Origin of the sequence: Shewanella sp. 8A (assembly GCF_023475945.1) — a bacterium.
GTDB classification, from domain to species: Bacteria; Pseudomonadota; Gammaproteobacteria; order Enterobacterales; family Shewanellaceae; genus Shewanella; species Shewanella xiamenensis.
Window position 1 is genome coordinate 187,231 of the sequence record NZ_JAMDJP010000003.1, and the last position, 18,076, is coordinate 205,306.

An 18,076-nucleotide genomic window follows, 5' to 3' on the forward strand; every position below is an offset into this window, starting at 1 on the left:
AAGGCGTCGTTGAGGTTGAAGCCTTACCTGATTATGACTGCGTTGCTAGTTGTGCATCCCGCTCCAGCAGCGGCTTTAAGAAGCGTGCCGTGTGTGAGATAGGATGCAAGGCTACTTCTTCTGGTGTGCCTGTGGCGAGGATTGTACCGCCGCCACCGCCGCCTTCAGGGCCTAAGTCGATAATCCAGTCTGCGGTTTTAATCACATCCAGATTATGCTCAATCACCACAATCGTGTTGCCGTGGGATTTGAGTCGATGCAGTACATCTAGCAGCAATTGGATATCGGCAAAGTGCAGGCCTGTGGTTGGTTCATCCAATATATACAAGGTCTTACCGGTATCGCGTTTGGAGAGTTCCTTGGCCAGTTTTACCCTTTGGGCCTCACCGCCAGATAGCGTCGTCGCGCTTTGACCTAACCGCACGTAGGACAAACCCACATCCATTAGGGTTTGCAGTTTGCGGGCAATAGCAGGCACGGCATCGAAAAATTCGCGGGCATCTTCCACCGTCATTTGCAGCACTTCGTGGATATTCTTGCCCTTGTAGCGCACTTCTAAGGTTTCGCGGTTATAACGTTTGCCCTTACAGGCATCGCAGGGCACATACACATCGGGCAGGAAGTGCATTTCGACTTTAATTAAGCCATCGCCTTGGCAGGCCTCACAGCGACCACCTTTGACGTTAAAGGAGAAGCGCCCGACCTGATAACCACGGGTACGGGATTCCTGCGTTCCGGCAAAAATCTCCCGAATTGGGGTAAAAATGCCAGTATAAGTGGCGGGGTTTGATCGCGGAGTGCGGCCAATCGGGCTTTGGTCGATATCGACCACTTTATCGCATTGCTCCATGCCGACAATCCGATCGTAAGGCGCGGGCTCATCGACGGTGGCGCCGTTGAGTTGTTTGTGGGCAATTCTAAAGAAGGTATCGTTAATCAGCGTCGATTTACCTGAGCCCGATACTCCAGTCACACAGGTGAATAATCCCACAGGGATGGTTAAATCTACATTACGCAGGTTATTGCCGCGGGCGCCGTAGAGCTCAATCACTTGTTTCGGGTCGAACGGCGTACGTGGGGTACTGATATGAATATTGCGTTTACCCGAAATGTACTGCCCAGTGACGGACTCGTCGCAGGCGATAATTTTCTCAATCGGACCGTCGCAAATCACTTCACCACCATGGACGCCAGCGCCTGGGCCGATATCGATAATATGATCCGCCATGCGAATAGCATCTTCATCGTGCTCTACCACAATCACTGTGTTGCCTAAATCCCGCAGGTGGATCAGGGTTTGCAGTAGACGCTCGTTATCCCGCTGGTGCAAGCCGATAGAAGGCTCATCGAGCACATACATTACGCCGACAAGCCCTGCACCGATTTGACTGGCTAAGCGAATACGCTGCGCTTCACCGCCCGAGAGGGTCTCGGCCGAGCGTGATAGGCTTAAATAGTTAAGGCCGACATTGACGAGGAAACCTAAACGGTCGCGCACTTCCTTGAGGATTTTTTCAGCAATTTGTGCTTTTTGGCCGTTGAACTCGAGTTTGTCAAAATAATCTAGGGCTTCACCAATTGACCAAACGGTCAGTTTCGGCAAGTTAAGATCGCCAATAAACACGTGACGGGCTTCTTCACGCAAACGCGAACCGCCACAGCTTTGACAAGCTTGGGTGTTGATAAACTTGGCCAACTCATCGCGCACCGCGTTACTTTCGGTCTCACGGTAACGCCGGTCCATATTATTTAAGATGCCTTCGAAGGGATGATTGCGCACCACCACATCACCACGGTCGTTGATGTATTTGAAGGCGATGCTGTCTTTACCTGAACCGTAGAGAACGATTTTTCTCACCTTATCCGACAACTGTTCGAAGGGAACTTCGACATCGAACTTATAGTGGTCGGCCAGCGAACTTAGCATCTGGAAGTAATAGAAGTTACGTCTATCCCAGCCGCGAATTGCGCCGCCAGCCAGGGATAACTCAGGGTTGGTGATCACTCTGTCAGGATCGAAAAACTGTTGTACCCCTAAACCATCGCAGGTTGGGCAAGCACCGGCTGGGTTGTTAAAGGAGAAAATCCGTGGCTCAAGCTCGGCCATCGAGTAACCACAGTGCGGGCAAGCAAAGTTGGCCGAGAAGATTAATTCTTCAGTGGCGCCTTCATCCATGCTGGCGACCACGGCAATCCCACCCGAGAGTTCGAGCGCGGTTTCAAAGGATTCGGCGAGGCGCTGCTGGATATCGCTGCGGACTTTAAAACGATCGACCACCACTTCGATGGTGTGCTTAACGTGTAAGTCGAGGGTTGGCGGATCGGTTAAATCGCAGACTTCACCGTCGATACGGGCGCGGATATAACCTTGAGCGGATAAACCCTCGAGTAATTTAACGTGCTCACCCTTACGGCCGTTGACCACGGGCGCCAGCAGCATTAAGCGGCTATCCTCGGGCATTTCGAGCACTTTATCCACCATCTGGCTCACGGTTTGCGCGGCAAGCGGTTGGCCATGAGTCGGGCAGCGCGGTTCGCCCACGCGGGCAAACAGCAGACGTAGATAGTCGTAAATTTCGGTGATTGTACCCACAGTCGAACGTGGGTTATGGGAGGTTGATTTTTGTTCGATGGAAATCGCCGGGCTTAAGCCTTCGATATGGTCGACATCGGGCTTTTCCATCAAGCTTAAGAATTGGCGGGCATAGGCAGAAAGAGACTCAACGTAACGTCGTTGGCCTTCGGCATATAAGGTATCAAATGCTAAGGAAGATTTGCCTGATCCCGATAACCCTGTGATAACGATTAACTTATCCCTTGGGATAGTCAGGTTGATATTTTTGAGATTGTGGGTCCGTGCGCCGCGTATTTCAATCTTATCCATCTATCGCTCAAGTCTTATGCTTAAAAAAATGAGCCTAAGTATCGCACAGTTCGGCGGCTGAGTTTAGTCGATTCTGTGATCTCTATTCTGGGTTGGCGGTAAGCCAATGCTTGGCCGTGGGCGATATAATCGTGATGAACCTAGCGAATTAACTAAGATTAATCCAAGTATGAGGGCAAGCCTAAGCTTATCTCTGTAAGTATCAAGTTAACTATTTGTAGCGAATCGACTTTTAGATAAGCCTTTAAAATAAAGACCTAAGGCCGTAACCGTGCCTTTTAAACGGCGTTGCCATGGGGCTGGACAACCCGTTAACTACGAGTGCTTAGGACGGTTTTTCCTTTTGAGCAAATGCTTTGTGGTGTGCTAACATGCGCCCCCTAAAAGACTTCAATCCAAGGCAAAATCATGGGTAACAACGGACTTTCAGGAACCGAGACAAGAGTCGCGTTTTCTTTAGCCAGTGTATTTGGTTTACGCATGATGGGCTTGTTTATGATCATGCCCGTCTTTGCACTTTATGGTCGGCATTTAGAAGGTTTTTCACCCCTTTGGGTGGGCATTGCCATCGGTGCTTATGGCTTAACTCAGGCCATTTTACAGATCCCTATGGGGATTTTATCAGACAAATATGGCCGTAAACCTGTCATTCTTGCAGGCTTAGTGGTGTTTGCCATCGGCAGTTTAATTGCCGCCAATGCTGAGACTATCTATGGCGTGGTGTTTGGCCGTGCTGTACAAGGAATGGGCGCGATTGCGGCCGCTGTGCTGGCGCTTGCGGCTGACTTAACACGGGATGAGCAACGTACCAAGGTCATGGCGATTATTGGTATGTGTATCGGTGGCTCGTTTGCACTGTCGTTACTGGTTGGCCCAATTGTGGCGCAGCATTTAGGCTTATCAGGGTTATTCTTTTTAACTGCTGGGCTTGCGGTGTTAGGCATGTTGATTGTGCAGTTATTGGTGCCCAATCCCATTTCCCACGCACCTAAGGGCGATACCTTAGCGGCGCCCGCGAAGCTTAAGCGCATGTTGACCGATCCGCAGCTGTTTAGGCTCGATGCGGGGATCTTTATTCTGCACTTAGTGTTAACCGCCGTGTTTGTCGCCTTGCCACTCGACTTAGTCGATGCGGGTCTGGTGAAAGAAAAACATTGGATGCTGTATTTCCCTGCGTTTGTGGGCGCATTCTTCTTGATGGTGCCGTTAATCATCATCGGGGTGAAGCGCAAGAATACTAAGGCGATGTTCCAAATTGCTTTAGTGATCATGATGTTTGCCCTTGCGGCCATGGCGATTTTTGCCAGCAACCTCTGGGTATTGAGCGTGGCCGTGCTGCTGTTTTTTACTGGCTTTAACTACCTTGAGGCGTCGCTGCCGAGTTTGATTGCGAAATTCTGCCCAGTGGGTGAAAAAGGCTCGGCGATGGGTGTTTATTCGACCAGCCAATTCTTCGGGGCCTTTTGTGGCGGTATGCTCGGTGGCGGTGCGTACCAATTAGTCGGTGCCGTGGGCGTGTTTATTGTCGCGTTGGTGTTAATGGGCATTTGGTTATTGCTCACCTTAGGGATGGAAAATCCTGTACTGCTTAAGAGTTACACCTTAGAGGCTGCCGTTAAAGACAAAACCCAAGCCCGTGATATGGCGGCGCAACTGTCACAATTGATGGGTGTGGTTGAAGCGATTGTGGTGCTAGACGAGAAAGTCGCTTATCTCAAAGTTGACGAGCATTTCGATTTAAGAGAAGCCCGAGCTGTGTTAGGCTCTGCTCAATAATATGTGTTATTGCCGCGAATACTTAGGGATGCGGATTTTCCCTTGCGGCAACAATTATAAACAACATACTGAATTAACAGATTATTTAAAGAATCGCAGGAGATTTCAATGGCCAGTCGTGGTGTTAACAAGGTAATTTTGGTTGGCAATTTGGGACAAGATCCAGAAGTGCGTTATATGCCAAACGGTAACGCAGTCGCAAACATCACCGTTGCGACCAGCGAATCGTGGAAAGACCAACAAGGTCAACAGCAAGAACGTACTGAATGGCACCGTGTGGTTCTGTTTGGCAAGTTGGCTGAAATTACGGGTGAGTACCTGCGTAAAGGTTCACAGGTTTACCTCGAAGGTAAATTGCAAACGCGTAAGTGGAAAGACCAAAGCGGTCAAGATCGTTACAGCACTGAAGTGGTTATCGACCAAAGCGGTAGCATGCAAATGTTAGGCGGCCGTAACCAAGGTCAAGGCCAAGGTGCCCCAATGGGCGGTATGCCACAAAACGGCGGTTACCAATCAGCCTCACAACAAGCAGCTCCTGCGCAAAATCAATACGCGCCAGCACCGCAAGCGGCTCCGGCTTACCAAGCACCAGCGCCACAACCTCAATCTGGCTACAATCAGCAGCCAGCTCAGCAAAGCTATGGTCAGCAACAGGCGCAGCCCCATGTTCAGCCTCACGCTCAGCCACAGCAGGGCGGTTATGCGCCTAAGCCTGCAGCTCCTGCGTATCAAGCGCCAGCGGCTCCTGCACAGCGCCCTGCACCACAGCCACAGCAAAACTTTACTCCAGATTTGGATGACGGTTGGGACGACGATATCCCGTTTTAGGTTACGCATAAAATAAAAGTGTAAATTTAAATCTTAAATCCACACTTAAAATAACTGAACCCAGTATTTTTACTGGGTTTTTTGTTTTTAACACTTTAAAAAGTCGAAATCTCATTCTATACTAGGTTTAACGTATAACTAAAGTGTTAAAATAAAGGTCGTATAGATGATCGCCTATAGTGTGGAGACGTTGGTTTTTGATAATGGTGAACGTTACCCCATCCTAATGGGTGAAGACGATATGCCACATTTTCATATAACGCTTTGGGTAACAAATAAGTTAAGGTCAGGCGGAAAAGCGGAATCAACTATCTCTAACAAATTGGAACATGTGAAATGGTTTTTGGGTTGGCAAAATCAAGAGCAGCGAGACTTGTACCGTGAATTCCAACAAGGAAAGTTTCTTGATGAAGATGACATTGAAAATATCAAATCTTACCTAGCATTAGATATTCAGCAGTTGAAAGGAAAGGCTACCAAAAAGAGTAAGGGACGAAATAAAGTTGTAAGCTTAATGGATTCGCCAAAGCTGATTGATGTCGCTCCATCGGTTGGCCGCAGTCATCACTATAATCGTATGACATCTGTTATAGAGTATCTAACTTTCCTTGCAAAATTAGCAGTTAAGCAATCCCCCTCGCCTCAAATTAATCAAAAAATTGAAAAGATGGAAAAGGCATTCAAAGCTGCTCGCCCTAAAGGAAAGGGGCATAATGTACTAGATGATAAAGACAGTAAAACTCTGCCAGATGGGTTAGTTAAAGAGTTTATTGAAATTGCACATTATGAACATTCTCTTAATCCATTTAAGAATGAAAGCATACGATTCCGCAATTATTTGATGTTCCTTTTGATTGAACGACATGGAATCCGAAGCGGCGAATTGCTTTCGCTCAAATTAACAGATATGACCTTGCACGGGGACAAAAAGTCATTTTGGGTTCGACGAACACATGATGATAGAAATGACCCACGTAAAAAGCAGCGAGTTGCTAAGACAAGAGAGCGGAAACTAAGGCTCTCTGATGAAACGGCAGAGTTACTTGATACTTATATCCAAAAATATCGTCGCCCCTTGCAAAATGCGAAAAAACACCCATACCTTTTTGTAACTCATCGCAAAGGGAATACGCAAGGGTTACCAATTTCAGGATCATCTTTTGACAATACTATCGTCCCTGCAATGAAAGGGGTTGATGAAAAATTTGCAGATATTCATCCTCACTATTTTAGGCACAATTGGAACGAGGTTTTTTCAGATAAAATTGATAAAAACAATGTGTTAGCTGAATCCGGCGTGGAGAGGTTCAAAAATATTGATAGCGGCACAGAAGCTAAAATGCGCATGCATCAAATGGGGCACTCAAGTGAAAAATCGGGGAACGTATATAACCAACGTCACGTTTCCAAAAAGGCTAATGAGGTGTCCTTAATGGAGCAAGAAGAACTCCAAAGGAAAGCTGCGGAAGTAAGGAAGGCAAACGTGGATAACGGAGGTGCCAATGAATAATGTCGTATTAAAAGAACGTGGTGGCCAAGGGCCATCTACTCTGAAATCCCCCTTTAAAACCTCACGGGATGGTTATAGCTTTGATATTAAAACTAATACATGGGCTCTAAATAAAGACACAACAATCAGTTTTCAAAAAGAAGTGTTGGAATTGGAAACGGTTACTCTTGATGGATTTAGAAATACATTAGCTCGCTATGCTGAAGAGTCCTCAGCTTGGCATACGGCGAATATGTATCATAATTTTCAGCGCATGGTGAGGGGTACTGGATGCAAAACAGTTGATGAGCATGTGGTTAGAAATTGGCGAGCTATGCTAGATGATGAGCATCAATGGTATTTAGGGGCACTGCGTGGCTTCTTAATCAGTTGGCATGACTACGGCTACAAAGGAGTTAGTAGTGAAGTCGTGAAAGTGCTTGAGAAGATGACACTATCAGGAAACCAGAAAGGAGTCGCGATTGCTAATCGTTGTCCATATACAGGTGCATTGACACAGAATGAGCAAATAGCAGTCGCAAATGAACTTATTCGCTTGTTTGCCGAGAACAAAATTACATTAGCATGTTATGGCTACCTATCTACTCTACAAGCGACAGCCAGAAGATCTGTACAAATACGGCAGTTAAAAGCAGAAGATCTGATAAAAGAAAAATGCGCTAAGAGCGGAGCTACTAACTTCTACCTCAATATCCCGCGAGCAAAGCAAAGAGGCGTCGGGTTTCGTGAGGTTTTTAAAAGACTGGCAATAACAGAAGAGCTTTATCTTACCCTCAAGAATTTAGTTGTTCAGGAGCAAAAGAGGTTAAGTGATATATGTGGATTTGAACTTAGCCAGAGACAGAAAGATTTAACTCCAATTTTTGTAGATTGGGCTAGTGTGTCTCAATTTATTGATAAACATTCTGATGACTTTCGCTCAGAGCAAATATTCAGCTCGGACATTCTACATTTATCGACAAATCAGTTTCGGGACGGCTTTATGAGGCAAGTGAACTTGCTAAACCAAGCCGTAAGCGAACGCACGGGTGACTTTATTCAAATATCTGCCAGACGTTTCAGGCGAACTCGGGGTACTAATCTCGGGCGTAGAGGAGTAAGTGCCTTTATCATCGCAGAGGCGTTAGATCAATCAGATACTCAAAATGTGATGGTCTACACAGAAAACACTGCTGATACAGTAACGTACATTGATAAGGCCATTGGTCAACAATTGGCTCCATTTGCGAAGGCTTTTAAAGGGGAAATAATTAAAAATCTTCAAGATGGCGAACGTGGCAATGATCTAACTGCTCGAATTCCAAACAAAGATAATGAGGTTGTTGGCGCATGCGGAACCAATAATTTCTGCGTGAAAGGTTATGAAGCCTGCTATCTATGCGAAAAATTCAGGCCTCTCTTAGATGCTCCGCACGAAAAATTCTTGGATAGTCTCTATCGAGAAAAAGATGCACGTCTTAAAGCAACAAAAAGTGAACAGTATGCTTCTACGAAAGACACGTTAATTTTGGCAGTTGAATGGGTAGTACAGGCTTGTGCTGACATGAAACAAGAGCAAGAGGCCTCTAGTAATGGCTAATAATGTAATTCGATTTAAAGCAAAAGCTGAGCTTGATGCTGCACAAAACCTAGCAAGGTTTATCGAAGATTGCCGCACTCATTTAACGGTTTTTGGTAACGACAAATGGCATGAGAATAAATGGGATACTATAAACGGAAACCGCAAAGTTGTTGTTCGCTTTTCTACCAATCTCAAGCCATCAAATTCATACAGTTATGAGCCGTTATCTGAACCATTTTTAGACTTTGCTAAGGCCTACATCAAGAATTCATACACGGATAGACCTGTAACCAATTTACAACGTCATATGGAAGCACTTCGCGTGCTAGAAGAAGCGATAATTGCAGCGACTGGAAAAGCTGACATTTTGATGCTGAATGGAACGGTACTAGAGCATCTTGATGAAGTATTTCATAGCCAGCTTTCAGATCCCGCAGCAAGAAATAAGGCGGGTTATCAAATGCAATTGATACTCGATTTTTGCCGTGAAAACTTTATTGCACCAAGCTTACCAGAATGGTCTAACCCATATGGGAAAGTTAAAGATCTGACAATTGCTCTTGATGAAAAGGGGCAAGAATACCGTTCTGAAAAATTGCCAACTACTGAGGAAATGATGCTGGTTGCTGAATTATTTAGCAAGGCTCCGCAACTAGGTATTGAAGCTGAATATTATACAGCAATATATGCCTTGCTGATGACAGCTCCTTCACGAGGCTCAGAGGAAACGGCATTGCCAGTAGATTGTCTCGTATGGGAAAAAGACAGGGCTGGTGATAATCAGCTTGGCATACGATGGGTGCCTGCTAAAAAAGGCAAAATAGGAATTAAATGGGTTCCAACGGTGATGCAAGATATAGTCGTAATGGCCGTTGAGCGCCTGAAACGTATAGGTGAATCCGCTCGTAAAGCTGCAAAGTTTGCAGAGGAAAACCCTGAGCGGTTCATGGTTCATGATGGTTGTATTACACCACCAAATTTCCCTGAAAATGCACCATTGTCGATAGAGCAGCTCAATGCCGCATTAGATTTAAACCTAAAAAGTTTCTCTCCAAAAAATACCAAATGGTTAAAGCAGCTGTTAGTTGAAAATGGTGGTGTTATTACATATCAAGCACTTGGAAAATTTGAGTACGAAAGATTCACAAAAAAATTTCCGAAATGGCCATATGTGGATAAAGGACAAAAAGTAAGGGTTTCAGAGGCCTTGTTGCTACATCGAGATAAAGAGTTTCATGCTGATTTCAATCCAAGAGGTTTTTCTTTTAGCATTCCAACAGTGAATTACATTAATGATCGTTTTGCTGAATCAGAGGCTAAAGGTGAACGCACGCTGTGGGCAAAGCATAGTTTTAGTTTAAAAAGTGGTGAACCCATTGAATTGACCACACATCGTGCTCGTCACTGGCTCAGTAACATGGCCGAAAAAGGAGGAATGGATGAGCTTACATTGGCACACTGGGCTGGTCGTGCAAAAGTAGGTGACAACAGGAAGTATGATCACCGTACAGAGGACGAAAAATCCGAGCAAGTTGCAGATTTAATGATCCCAAAAAACGCTGGTATTCTTGATAAAATTAAGCACAGGATACCGGTGACGTTTAAGGAAATTGGTAAAGATTTGGATGGTGCTGCAATAGTAACTGAGTTAGGGATTTGCGAGCATGACTATGCAATGACCCCCTGCCAGCGCAATGGTGACTGCGAAACTTGCAAGGAACTAGTTTGCATCAAAGGGTTCAGTGACTCTTTAGATTTACTCAAAAAGCGAGAACAAGAGGTTCAGTCTCAATTAAACAAAGCATTAATTGATCATGATATGGGAGCTTTTGGGGCAGATCGATGGGTAACGAACCACGGATGGCGGTTGTCTCATATCCGCACAAAAATTCGTATTCTCGAAGATGAAAATACCCCAGATGGAGCAGTTGTTAGAATTCCTGAGGAATATGATCCGTCACCCGTTAAAGAAATGCTCAGAGAAAAGGGATTGGATACCGAAGTTACATCACCAGAAAAACTTCAATTTGAAGATGAATTGTTCGAGCTAATGGAGCTGTAATCATGCCTAAAATTGTAGTTACCAATGAAAATATCTCTGACATTTTGCATTTGATTGATACATGGAAAGGTAAATTAACTTGGCCGTTGCTATGCAATGAGGTCAAAGCAATGCTTGGGCTTGAAGATGTTACCCGCCAGGCTTTATCTGGATATAAAGAGATTCAGGAAGCGTACACCGCTCGCAAGCAGTCTTTACGGGAGACTCCCATTGAAAAAAAACGCAGCGAAGATAGTAACGTTGAGTATTGGAAAAATCAGGTAGAAGGCTTGGAAGCTGAACTGGTACGGGCAAATAATACAATTGCCAAATACAAACAACGCTTTGTTTTATGGCAGCACAATGCATATAAGCATGGTATACGTATTGACTCATTAGATGACGCAATTGAGATGCTGGAGCAGCCTATGACTGCGATTAAGCGCAGAACAGGAGGCGCATAATGGCTACTGAGAAAGGTGTTAATGGCACTGAGAAAGCTCTGCAAAACCTCAGTGCATTTCAAACTTGGGTAGCAACTCAATCGGATGAGGATTTTACGCAGATTACCTTTAGGGGGCAGCTCAATCGAGGTGAAGTAGCCAAAGCGATTGGCTGTGGTAAATCAGCATTAACGCAAAACCCTGCGCTTAAAGACGCCTTAAAGTTACTGGAAGACAATCTGCGGGGAAAAGGGATTCTGCCGCCCGAAGCCGAAACGGTCAAAGGTCTCAATGATAAACCTAAGCTATATGACAATACTGCTAATCGCAGAGCTATGGATTCAAATCGTCTTTCCGTGTTAGAAGCGGAAAATATTGAGCTGAAAGCCAAGGTTAAAGAACTAGAAGGGAAACTTGAGCGCTTTGGCGAGCTGTCTGAAACACTTTCTGAAATGGGGTTCATGCCACGATGAAAATTGCTTTGCATGAAGATCAAATTCGGATTACCAGTATCCCATTTTCTTCGGCCAACTTGGTTATATTCAGCGGCGTACCACTTAACCGAAACTCCTATAAAACTAATAGTGGTAAATACTACGTCACCATCAAAGTGCATCCTGATTCTATCCCTGTTCAACCCGCAATAGGTCAGCATTGGTCAGTAAAAGGTGCTCGCTTAATTACAGAAGCAGAAATAGGTGATTATGTGATGCAGCAGCATACCTATGAGTTACCTGAGCACATCGTGTGTAGTTTGCCTGAAACAGGTGAACAACTCATTCAATTTATCGCAAAAGAAAGTGACTTCAAAGGTATTGGAGAAAGCAAAGCCAGAGCTCTCTGGGCGAAGCTGGGTAAGGATTTTCACTCAATTGCTAGAAAAGATACACCTGAATCAAGAAAGCAGCTTAGAAGCGTTCTGAGCGAAGATTCTATCAGTGCCCTGTTTGAGGGTTACGCAAAATATAAGAATCTCGCCTACTGTAACTGGATGACGGAACGTAAAATTCCTGCCAGCGTCCAGCAACGCTTGTTAAAACATCATGGTGAAGGCGCTATTGATGCCATAAAGCAGGACCCGTACCTTCTGATTGGCTTTGGGATGTTGTTTGCGGATGTGGATAAATTAGCACTAGTTAACCCTTTTAATTGCAAAGATGACGATAATCGTCGGCTGAGTGCAGCACTAGAAGCTGCCATCCGAAAAGAAATCAACAAGGGCCATACTTACACCACGCAAGCAGCGTTAAAGCCATATATGGTTTCGCTTCTCAAAGATAAAACTCTAGTGACACAAGCATTTATTGCAGGACATCACAAAGCGCAGTACCTGCTAAACCCAGAGAAGGGAACTTATCACCCTACAGCCCAATTGTTGATGGAGAATGTCGTTGCTAAACGACTCAAAGCTCTTGCCTGCCAAAATAACCTGTACGATGAAATGGCCAATGAGGCATTCCATACTGCATTTGCTGCTCTCCCATACGCCCTCACACAGAAGCAAAGCGACGCAGTTGTTACCTGCCTAGATAATGCTGTCAGCTGTATTACTGGTGGTGCGGGTACAGGTAAAACTACGGTGCTTAGAACAGCACTTCGAGCCTACCATCAGATGGGGTTTGAAATACACGCGGTGGCCCTTAGTGGAAGAGCGGCCATGCGTTTACATGAGTCGATTGGTTTTATCACATCAACCATTGCCAAACTGCTGCGTAAAGACCCCATAGAGCCGACAGATGAGAAGCAAAAACACCTTCTGGTGATTGATGAAGCAAGCATGATTGACCTACCCACGATGTACCGTTTGGTGAATCATATCCACCCCTCAGTACGTATTATTTTTACTGGTGATCCAGACCAGCTTCCGCCTATTGGCTGTGGGAAAGTGCTAGCGGATATCGTGTTGTCAAACGCTATAGCTAACACCAGACTTGATATTGTTAAACGCCAAGAGGGTTCAACAGGTATCCCTGAATACTCCAAACTCATCAATCAGGGCATTTTACCAGCACAGTTAAGCACTGGAAAAATCACCTTCCATGAAACCGCAAAAGGCGATATACCTCAAGTGTGCTGTGCGTTGTTTAAGCAATCACCTGAAAACAGTCGTGTAATGGCACCGACTAAAGCACTTGTTGCTGACATCAATAAACTGATCCAGGCGCAGGTTAACGTAGATGGTCAACTGCTTGAGTTTGAAATGCACGGAGAGCGATATTTCCAAAATCTGAAACTGAATGATGTTATTTTATTCACGCAAAACCATTACGACAAAGGCATTCAAAACGGTTCCCTTGGCACGCTAACTAGTGTTGAATCATCAGGTGAAAGCTACGGTGAAGTCACACTTGATACCGGTGACAAGATTGAGATAACGCAAGCGGTGCTCGATTGTATGGAGTTGGGTTATGCGATAACCCTTCACAAAGCTCAGGGCTCGCAATTCCCTAGAATTATTATTGCATTACAGAACGGTAAAATCGTTGATAGAGCGTGGCTATATACTGCAATAACACGAGCTGAGCATGAGATCCATATTGTCGGTAGTTTTCAGGATATGAGGCTCATTACTGAAACCATCAGTAATTCACACAAAAGAAATAGCTATTTGGCTGATTTGTTGGCCAATTAATGGTTATATCAGCAACGAGCGAAAAGCAGAAATTTCTCTCCGCATCATAGTACTCATGCGAAAGTATGCTTTGCTTGATAGAGCGGACATTAACGCCTGAAGTTGGACGGACTTTTAACCGCAAAATGGCATGTGTCTCAACCACAGTGTCCAGCATCCATTCGTCGAGTTGATTGTCACTCGGATCGTGCTTCTCAGTAAGGCAAGCTAACTTTTTACTACAACAATCATCTTCAAAGCGATCTGCTTCTATTGATTTCCGTAGATCACGCAATTAAGTTGGATTGACAATGTTAGGGGGCGCTAATTTGTCCTTGCTCTGTAGATTAAATATGACTATTCATATCGACATAAGCTCAATGCAACTTGAAAGTTTTGCTTTTTGAGCTTAGATTGATATTTTTAATAAGTTTCTAATTTACTGGTTGGCTCAACTTGTTTTAAAAACACGGCGCGCTGGTGCGACTGTTTCATAATGAGCGAGTCCTACAGGCAAATCAGTTGCTGGATTGTTTCTGAATTTGATTTTGGTTTTCCATCTAAATTATCGGCCCTACCCTTTTTATATCAATCGGAGCCTCCTGAGCATTAAATGAAGTCACTTATCTCTGTTCCCAAATTTTCATTACGCAGTTGGTTAATGTCATTATGGCTACCGTTAGGGTTATTAGTTATTGGCTACTTTGTGGCAACATCCATGGTAGATCAGCAACAACAAACCCAAGCAAAGCGAATTAGTGATGCGGTTACTGTCAGGTTAAATCTAATTGCAGAAGGGGTTCAGGAAAAGGTCACGCTGTATCAATATGGTTTGCGCGGCACCCGTGGTGCAGTAATGTCGCTATCCCCTGAGCATTTTGATTACAACGATATGCAGGTCTATACGCAAGTGCGAGACTATAAAAGGGAGTTTCCAGGGGCTCATGGTTTTGGTTTAATCATCAAAGTTGAACCAAACCAAACTGCGGCATTTCTAGACCGGATGGCTGCCGAGCGACCAAGCTACAACTTCCAAATCAGGCAGCTTACGCCACACCAAGATAGCCTTTTTGTGATCACCTATATTGAACCTGAGCAAAACAACCGAGAGGCCGTGGGGGTTGATATTGGTTCCGAAGCAATGCGCCGCAAGGCAGCATTAGATGCGGCGTTCAATAACGATGTGAGGTTAACAGCGCCCATTACCTTAGTACAAGCAAATGAGCGAGCTCAACAGGGTTTTTTAATGTTAATGCCGGTATATAAAACAACAACCGTGCCACAAGATAGTCGGCAACGGCTTGAACATTTATTTGGCTGGAGTTACGCCCCAATCCTGATTAACGACGTCCTTAATTCAGTTGCTGGTCTGGAAAACGATGTCTTTCTGCAAATCAGTGACATTACCGAACAAACGCCAATCGAGTTCTTCAGCCAAGAAGTGAAAGACACTTACGACGCTGCTCTACAACATAAATTAAATCTCTCTGTATTTGGCCGCCAATGGCAGCTGTCGCTTACGCCAACCAATCGCTTTATTAATGAACTGCAACTGCGCTCTGGCACCAGCTTATTTTTTGAAGTAATGGCAGTCAGTACCATCCTGGCCTTTGGCGTGTATCTACTGCAACTTATGTTAATGCGCAGAAGTCAGTTAATCCGTCATAAGCAGGAGCTGGCAAGTATTGCAGAGCAAACTTTACTAAAAGCGAATGCTGAGCTTGAACAGCAGGTCGCACTGCGAACGGCGGAGATTTCACGTGTTAATATCTTGCAGCGCAGTATTCTTAGCAGCGCGGGCTACGCCATTATCGCTACCGATGAAGAAGGCATTATTACGGCCTTTAATCCAGCAGCAGAAAAACTCTTAGGCTATCGCGCAGAGGAGGTCCTTTTCCAACAAACCCCGTCTATTTTTCATCTGCCCGCAGAAGTGGAGCACCATGCCGCTAAGCTGACCACTGAGCTCGGTAGCAACATCGCGGTCGGTTTTGAAACCCTTGTAGCGAAAGCGCGTCTGGGGCAAACGGATAATGTGCGCTGGACCTACCTGACAAAAACCGGTGAACAGGTGCAAGTAAAACTAAATCTCAGTGCACTAAAAGATGAGCAAGGTCAGCTAGCAGGCTTTCTTGGTATCGCGTTTGATTTAACTAAACAACTTAAATACGAAGCGGAACTGGCACAAGCAAAAGAACAAGCTGAGTCTGCTAATAAAGCAAAATCTGAGTTTTTGGCAAATATGAGCCACGAGATCCGCACGCCGATGAATGGAGTTCTGGGATTATTACAATTGGTAGCCAACAGCACGCTGGATCAACGCCAGGCCGACTATATAGAAAAAGCCTATAGTGCAGCTAAGTCTTTGCTTACCTTGTTAAATGATATTCTGGATTTCTCAAAAATTGAAGCCGGTAAGTTGGAGCTAGACCCGCATCCATTTAGTTTGACGGATTTGCTGCAGGATATCGGCCTTGTTTTTTCATCTAGTGCAGAGCAAAAAGGATTGGAAGTGCTATACGATGTCACAGCGGATGTGCCTGAGCATTTGTTAGGTGATAGTTTCCGTATTAAACAAGTCCTGATAAATCTGGTCGGCAATGCCATAAAATTTACTGATAAGGGTGAAATACTCATCTCAATTAGGTCTCAATCACTGCCAGAGGGCGAGATTAACTTGTCTTTCAGTATTAAAGATACTGGGATCGGTATCACGCTGGAGCAACAGAACGCTCTTTTTTCCGGTTTTCAACAAGCAGATTCTTCAATAAGTCGTCGCTATGGCGGGACAGGTTTAGGTTTAGCCATCAGTAAGCGCTTGGTGAATTTGATGGGTGGTGAAATCGGCGTAGAGAGTGAATTTGGTTGTGGAAGTACCTTTAGCTTTAACGTCGTCGTACGCAATGCGGAGAAGAGGGCGATCCAAAACTCTCAAACGTTTACTCGTAGTAATGAAAAGTTGAGCGTGTTGATTGTCGATGACAACGACAGTGCGCGAATAATTTTACAAGGTATTGCGGTCTCGTTGGGATGGCAGGCAAAGATTGCGTCCGATGCGCAAGAGGCGTCACTATTAGTCAAGCAAGCCCACCGCGATAGTACTCGCTATGATGTCGTTTTCGTAGACTGGCGTATGCCGGGTAAAGATGGCCTAACCTTCGCTCGCGAGCTACGGGAATTGCATAGTAGCGTGGTTTCACTGATTGTAATGATTACCGCTCATGGAAAAGAACTGCTCGATGAGCAAAATAACGATTATGAGCGCTATCTGGATGGATTTTTAATTAAACCTGTTACAAAAAATATGATGTTACAGGCAGTAAAGAGTGTTGTTTTTGGCGATCTCGACCTGTCGCTCCCGACCTCCCCCCTCCCGCACGAGCTGCCATTGCAGGGAATATCCTTACTGCTGGTAGAAGATAATTTGACGAACCAGCTGGTTGCCAGTGAGTTACTGCAGCAACTAGGGGCGACCATCAAAATTGCTAGCAGCGGTGAGGAAGCGTTAGAGATGCTGGAAAGTACGGCAGAGCACTTTGATATGGTACTGATGGACATACAAATGCCGGGAATGGATGGCTATCAAACCACTCGTGAGATTAGAAAGCTACCTAGACATCAGTTGCTGCCGATTATTGCTATTACAGCGCACGCCATGTCTGATGATATAGCCGCTTGCCTGGCAGCAGGTATGCAAGACCACATCGCAAAACCTTTTGATCTTAACGAGTTGACGACCAAAATTCTCAGCCATCATAAAGCAGAAAAAGCACCTCACGTCAAACAAGTTAATAAATCAAACCTGAATTTTGATCAGGCAGCGTTAGCGTTCTGCCAGCAGCATCATATTGAACTCGAAGCTGCTGTTCAGCGCCTTGGTTATTCCCTGACGATTTATGTCAATGTATTAAAGCAATTTGAGCAGGACCTTAGGCAAGCATTACAACAACTAGAGGATAAAACACTTACCCGTCGTAATGCACGATTGTTGTTTCATAGTTTAAAAGGTGCTGCAGGCACACTTGGCTTTAGCAATCTGGCAAAGCTTACTGCCCGCTTGGAAGATGAGCTGCGTGAGCACAGTGATGACGGTTATCAGGTAGATAACAACGTTCTGGATATACTGAAGTTAACTCTTAACACCGCTACAGACTTGGTGAAATTATTACAAGTGGAACAGCAAATAGCTACCGCACAAGCCCCTGTTAGCCGGACGGAACAGGCAGCTCAGTTAATGACGCTAAAGCAACATCTCAATCTTGCCAACATGGCAGCGTTGCCACTTTATCAGCAATTGGCACCGTCACTGCAGGCTCAAACACCTGAACTAAATAAAGAGCTTGAAGAGGCTCTAGTCAACTTGACTTTTGAGCAAGCAGTCGTGATAGTTGATAAAATGTTAAGTCAATTCAAAGAGTAGTT

Annotated in this window: 10 protein-coding genes; 9 read left to right on the forward strand and 1 reads right to left on the reverse strand. The window is 45.0% G+C overall.

Translation table 11 applies throughout. The features are described from left to right. Positions 1-31: 31 nt before the first annotated feature. Complete coding sequence (gene uvrA, locus M0413_RS03615) at positions 32-2,884, reverse strand: excinuclease ABC subunit UvrA (protein ID WP_037422576.1); 2,853 nt, start codon at positions 2,882-2,884, stop codon at positions 32-34. A gap of 408 nt (positions 2,885-3,292) precedes the next feature. Between uvrA and M0413_RS03620 the strand changes: the two genes are divergently transcribed. From M0413_RS03620 to M0413_RS03660, 9 genes are all read left to right on the forward strand, one after another. Continuing rightward, the gene (locus tag M0413_RS03620) at positions 3,293-4,660 is read left to right on the forward strand and encodes an MFS transporter (RefSeq protein WP_037431506.1); all 1,368 of its coding nucleotides are present in this window, start codon (positions 3,293-3,295) and stop codon (positions 4,658-4,660) included. A 108-nt stretch (positions 4,661-4,768) separates the two neighbouring features. Further along, positions 4,769-5,488 (forward strand): single-stranded DNA-binding protein, encoded by a 720-nt coding sequence (ssb, locus tag M0413_RS03625; RefSeq protein WP_069454239.1) that lies wholly within the window; start codon positions 4,769-4,771, stop codon positions 5,486-5,488. Between the two features lie 166 nt (positions 5,489-5,654). Further along, positions 5,655-6,998 carry a site-specific integrase gene (locus M0413_RS03630; protein ID WP_069454240.1) on the forward strand — a complete coding sequence of 448 codons (1,344 nt, stop codon included), beginning with the start codon at positions 5,655-5,657 and terminating at the stop codon, positions 6,996-6,998. Beyond that, positions 6,991-8,577, forward strand: a complete 1,587-nt coding sequence (locus tag M0413_RS03635) for a site-specific integrase (RefSeq protein WP_170919400.1) — start codon at positions 6,991-6,993, stop codon at positions 8,575-8,577. The genes M0413_RS03630 and M0413_RS03635 overlap by 8 nt, the downstream gene beginning before the upstream one ends. Further along, complete coding sequence (locus M0413_RS03640; protein WP_099457436.1) at positions 8,570-10,621, forward strand: integrase; 2,052 nt, start codon at positions 8,570-8,572, stop codon at positions 10,619-10,621. Before M0413_RS03635 ends, M0413_RS03640 begins: the two co-directional genes overlap by 8 nt. A gap of 2 nt (positions 10,622-10,623) precedes the next feature. Further along, positions 10,624-11,064, forward strand: a complete 441-nt coding sequence (locus M0413_RS03645; protein ID WP_069454242.1) for a hypothetical protein — start codon at positions 10,624-10,626, stop codon at positions 11,062-11,064. Continuing rightward, a complete protein-coding gene (locus M0413_RS03650) occupies positions 11,064-11,516 on the forward strand; it encodes a VPA1267 family protein (RefSeq protein WP_069454243.1) in 453 nt (150 codons plus the stop codon). Before M0413_RS03645 ends, M0413_RS03650 begins: the two co-directional genes overlap by 1 nt. Next, the gene (locus M0413_RS03655; RefSeq protein WP_069454244.1) at positions 11,513-13,675 is read left to right on the forward strand and encodes an AAA family ATPase; all 2,163 of its coding nucleotides are present in this window, start codon (positions 11,513-11,515) and stop codon (positions 13,673-13,675) included. The genes M0413_RS03650 and M0413_RS03655 overlap by 4 nt, the downstream gene beginning before the upstream one ends. A 592-nt stretch (positions 13,676-14,267) precedes the next feature. Further along, positions 14,268-18,074, forward strand: a complete 3,807-nt coding sequence (locus M0413_RS03660; RefSeq protein ID WP_218678306.1) for a CHASE domain-containing protein — start codon at positions 14,268-14,270, stop codon at positions 18,072-18,074. The last annotated feature ends 2 nt before the right edge of the window (positions 18,075-18,076 follow it).

What these genes read in the sequence shown, in the direction of transcription:
- uvrA (WP_037422576.1), bottom strand. Translation starts at nt 2,884, where the DNA reads ATGGATAAGATTGAAATACGCGGCGCACGGACCCACAATCTCAAAAAT.
- M0413_RS03620 (WP_037431506.1), top strand. Translation starts at nt 3,293, where the DNA reads ATGGGTAACAACGGACTTTCAGGAACCGAGACAAGAGTCGCGTTTTCT.
- ssb (WP_069454239.1), top strand. Translation starts at nt 4,769, where the DNA reads ATGGCCAGTCGTGGTGTTAACAAGGTAATTTTGGTTGGCAATTTGGGA.
- M0413_RS03630 (WP_069454240.1), top strand. Translation starts at nt 5,655, where the DNA reads ATGATCGCCTATAGTGTGGAGACGTTGGTTTTTGATAATGGTGAACGT.
- M0413_RS03635 (WP_170919400.1), top strand. Translation starts at nt 6,991, where the DNA reads ATGAATAATGTCGTATTAAAAGAACGTGGTGGCCAAGGGCCATCTACT.
- M0413_RS03640 (WP_099457436.1), top strand. Translation starts at nt 8,570, where the DNA reads ATGGCTAATAATGTAATTCGATTTAAAGCAAAAGCTGAGCTTGATGCT.
- M0413_RS03645 (WP_069454242.1), top strand. Translation starts at nt 10,624, where the DNA reads ATGCCTAAAATTGTAGTTACCAATGAAAATATCTCTGACATTTTGCAT.
- M0413_RS03650 (WP_069454243.1), top strand. Translation starts at nt 11,064, where the DNA reads ATGGCTACTGAGAAAGGTGTTAATGGCACTGAGAAAGCTCTGCAAAAC.
- M0413_RS03655 (WP_069454244.1), top strand. Translation starts at nt 11,513, where the DNA reads ATGAAAATTGCTTTGCATGAAGATCAAATTCGGATTACCAGTATCCCA.
- M0413_RS03660 (WP_218678306.1), top strand. Translation starts at nt 14,268, where the DNA reads ATGAAGTCACTTATCTCTGTTCCCAAATTTTCATTACGCAGTTGGTTA.